Source organism: Coprobacter sp. (genome assembly GCF_982436375.1).
In genome coordinates, this window is sequence record NZ_CEWDCG010000281.1 from 1 (window position 1) to 2,909 (window position 2,909).

The 2,909-nt window shown below is 37.9% G+C and carries 1 protein-coding gene; it reads right to left on the bottom strand.

Annotated elements, in window-relative coordinates:
• Positions 1–165 precede the first annotated feature (165 nt).
• Positions 166–2,697, bottom strand: a complete 2,532-nt coding sequence (gyrA, locus tag AC1WHX_RS11620) for a DNA gyrase subunit A (RefSeq protein WP_481229418.1) — start codon at positions 2,695–2,697, stop codon at positions 166–168.
• Positions 2,698–2,909 lie beyond the last annotated feature (212 nt).

Here is a 2,909-nt window from a genome sequence, read left to right on the forward strand (position 1 = left end):
CTTACGAGCCTCGCCAAAATTAGGTTTTGGCATCTTTGCTTCATTAAATGCCGCATTCACATTCTTCATTTGAGCAAAAACGCTTCCGGCAAATAGACATATACCTGCTGTCAATAGAACCTTTTTCATTTTTTTCACGTTTTAGGATTAGAAGTATAAATTAATTTATTCTGTTGTTTCCGAAGCCTCAGCTTCATTTATTTCAGATGCCGAATCTATATTTTCTGAATTAGAAGAATCCGATTCAGTTTCTGACAAAACTTTACATACAGATGCAATTTCATCATTTCGCTTTTCAAGATTAATCAGCCGAACTCCTTGCGTTGCACGCCCCATAATCCTGACATCAGCAACTTTCATTCGTAAAGTAATCCCCGATTTATTGATAATAACTAAGTCATTTTCATCAGTAACACTCTTGATCGCAACCAAATTCCCGGTTTTTTCTGTAATATTCAAAGTCTTCACACCTTTACCACCACGGTTAGTAATACGATAATCTTCTATTTCAGAACGTTTACCGTATCCTTGTTCAGAAACGACCATTACAGTTTCCTTTTCCGGATCTTTAATACAAATCATTCCAATTACTTCATCATCTCCAGTTTCGTCAAGAGTCATACCACGAACTCCGGTTGCTGTACGTCCCATTTCTCTAACCGTACTTTCATGGAAACGAATGGCACGACCATGTTTATTCGCCATAATAATTTGGCTGTCACCTGTCGTTAGACGAACTTGGATTACTTGATCATCTTCCCGTATGGTAATTGCATTCACACCATTTTGACGAGGCCGAGAATATGCTTCAAGCTTCGTTTTCTTGATCACACCTTTACGTGTGCAGAACAATAAATTATGAGACATATTGTATTCGGGATCTTGCAATTGCTTAACCCGTATAAAGGCATTAACTTTATCATCGGCATCAATATTCAACATATTTTGAATAGCACGGCCTTTAGAATTCTTAGCGCCCTCCGGAATCTCATATACTTTTAACCAATAACACTTTCCTTTCTGTGTAAAGAAAAGCATATAGTTATGCATCGAAGCCGGATAAATATATTCTATAAAGTCTTCTTCTCTCGTTTCACTTCCTTTTGCTCCGACTCCTCCCCTATTTTGAGCACGAAACTCCGAAAGAGGAGTCCGCTTAATATACCCTAAGTGAGAAATGGTAATAATCATTTCGTCATCGGCATAGAAATCTTCTGCATTAAATTCTTCCGAAGCATAGATGATTTTCGTTTTCCGGTCATCCCCATATTTTTCTTTAATCTCTACCAATTCATCTTTTACAACCTGCATACAGACAGAATCATCAGACAAGATACGATTGTAATAGGCTATTAACTCCATAAGAGCTTTATATTCTTCACGAAGTTTATCTTGTTCCAAACCTGTCAATTGGCGCAAGCGCATATCCACGATAGCTCTTGACTGCGCATCCGTAAGACCAAAACGCTCGATTAAACGTTCGCGAGCTTCATCCGGACTTTTTGAAGAACGTATAATTTGAATTACTTCATCTATATGATCACAAGCAATAATGAGTCCTTCAAGAATATGAGCTTTCTTCTCGGCTTCTCTCAATTCGAACTGCGTACGACGAACAACAACTTCATGACGATGATCGATGAACGCTTCTATCAACTGCTTCAAATTAAGCACTTGTGGACGTCCGTTTACCAATGCGATATTATTAACACTGAATGAAGATTGTAATGCAGTAAGCTTATACAATTTGTTAAGTACAACGCTCGAATTAGCATCTTTCTTGATATCGATGACGATACGCATTCCTGCTCGGTCAGACTCGTCATTAATATTAGATATGCCATCCAATCGTTTTTCTTCTACGAGATCGGCAATATTCTTAATTAACTCCGCTTTATTGACCAAATAAGGAATTTCGGTAACAACAATTTTCTCTTTATTTCCCTCCGTTTCAATCTCTGCCTTGGCACGGATAACGATACGCCCCCGTCCGGTCTCAAAGGCTTCTTTTACTCCAGAATAGCCATATATATATCCGCCAGTAGGGAAATCGGGAGCTTTGATATAGTGCATCAAATCTGCGATTTCCATTTCCCGATTGTCTATTAATGCGATAGTTGCATTAATGGCTTCTGTCAGATTATGCGGAGGCATATTAGTAGCCATACCTACTGCAATACCGGATGCTCCATTTATCAACAAATTAGGAATCCGCGTCGGCAAAACCTGAGGTTCTTTTAATGTATCATCAAAATTGTTTTGGAAATCAACGGTTTCTTTATCTATATCACGCAACATTTCTTCGGCTAATCTTGATAATCGGGCCTCCGTGTAACGCATGGCAGCCGGGCTATCTCCATCTACCGATCCGAAGTTACCCTGCCCATCCACCAATGGATAACGTAAAGACCATTCCTGAGCCATACGTACCATTGCAAAATATACAGAAAAATCGCCATGAGGGTGGTATTTTCCTAATACTTCACCAACGATTCTGGCAGATTTCTTATACGGTTTACTAGATGTATTCCCGAGTTCGTTCATTCCGAACAGTACACGACGGTGTACAGGTTTGAAACCATCTCTCACATCGGGAAGAGCACGAGCGACAATCACAGACATCGAATAATCGATATATGATTTTTTCATCTCGTTCTCAATGTTAATTTTTAAAATTCTATCCTCCTGGTCAATCATTTTTAAAAGATTGGTTAATACATTTACTTGTTTTGAAAAAACTGCACTAAATTACAACATTCTTCCCGATTAGAAAAATTTTTTCAACCGGAAATAATACAAGAAGATTTCTAATTTCACAATTTTAGGACAGATATTTTCGTTTATGATTTCCTCGATAATTTCAAGCGTATCAAAAATCAAAAATAATGGCATACTATTTGTATTAAATA

Bases quoted from the DNA above. Each gene is read 5' to 3' on its own strand.
- gyrA (WP_481229418.1), bottom strand. From the start codon at position 2,697: ATGATTGACCAGGAGGATAGAATTTTAAAAATTAACATTGAGAACGAG.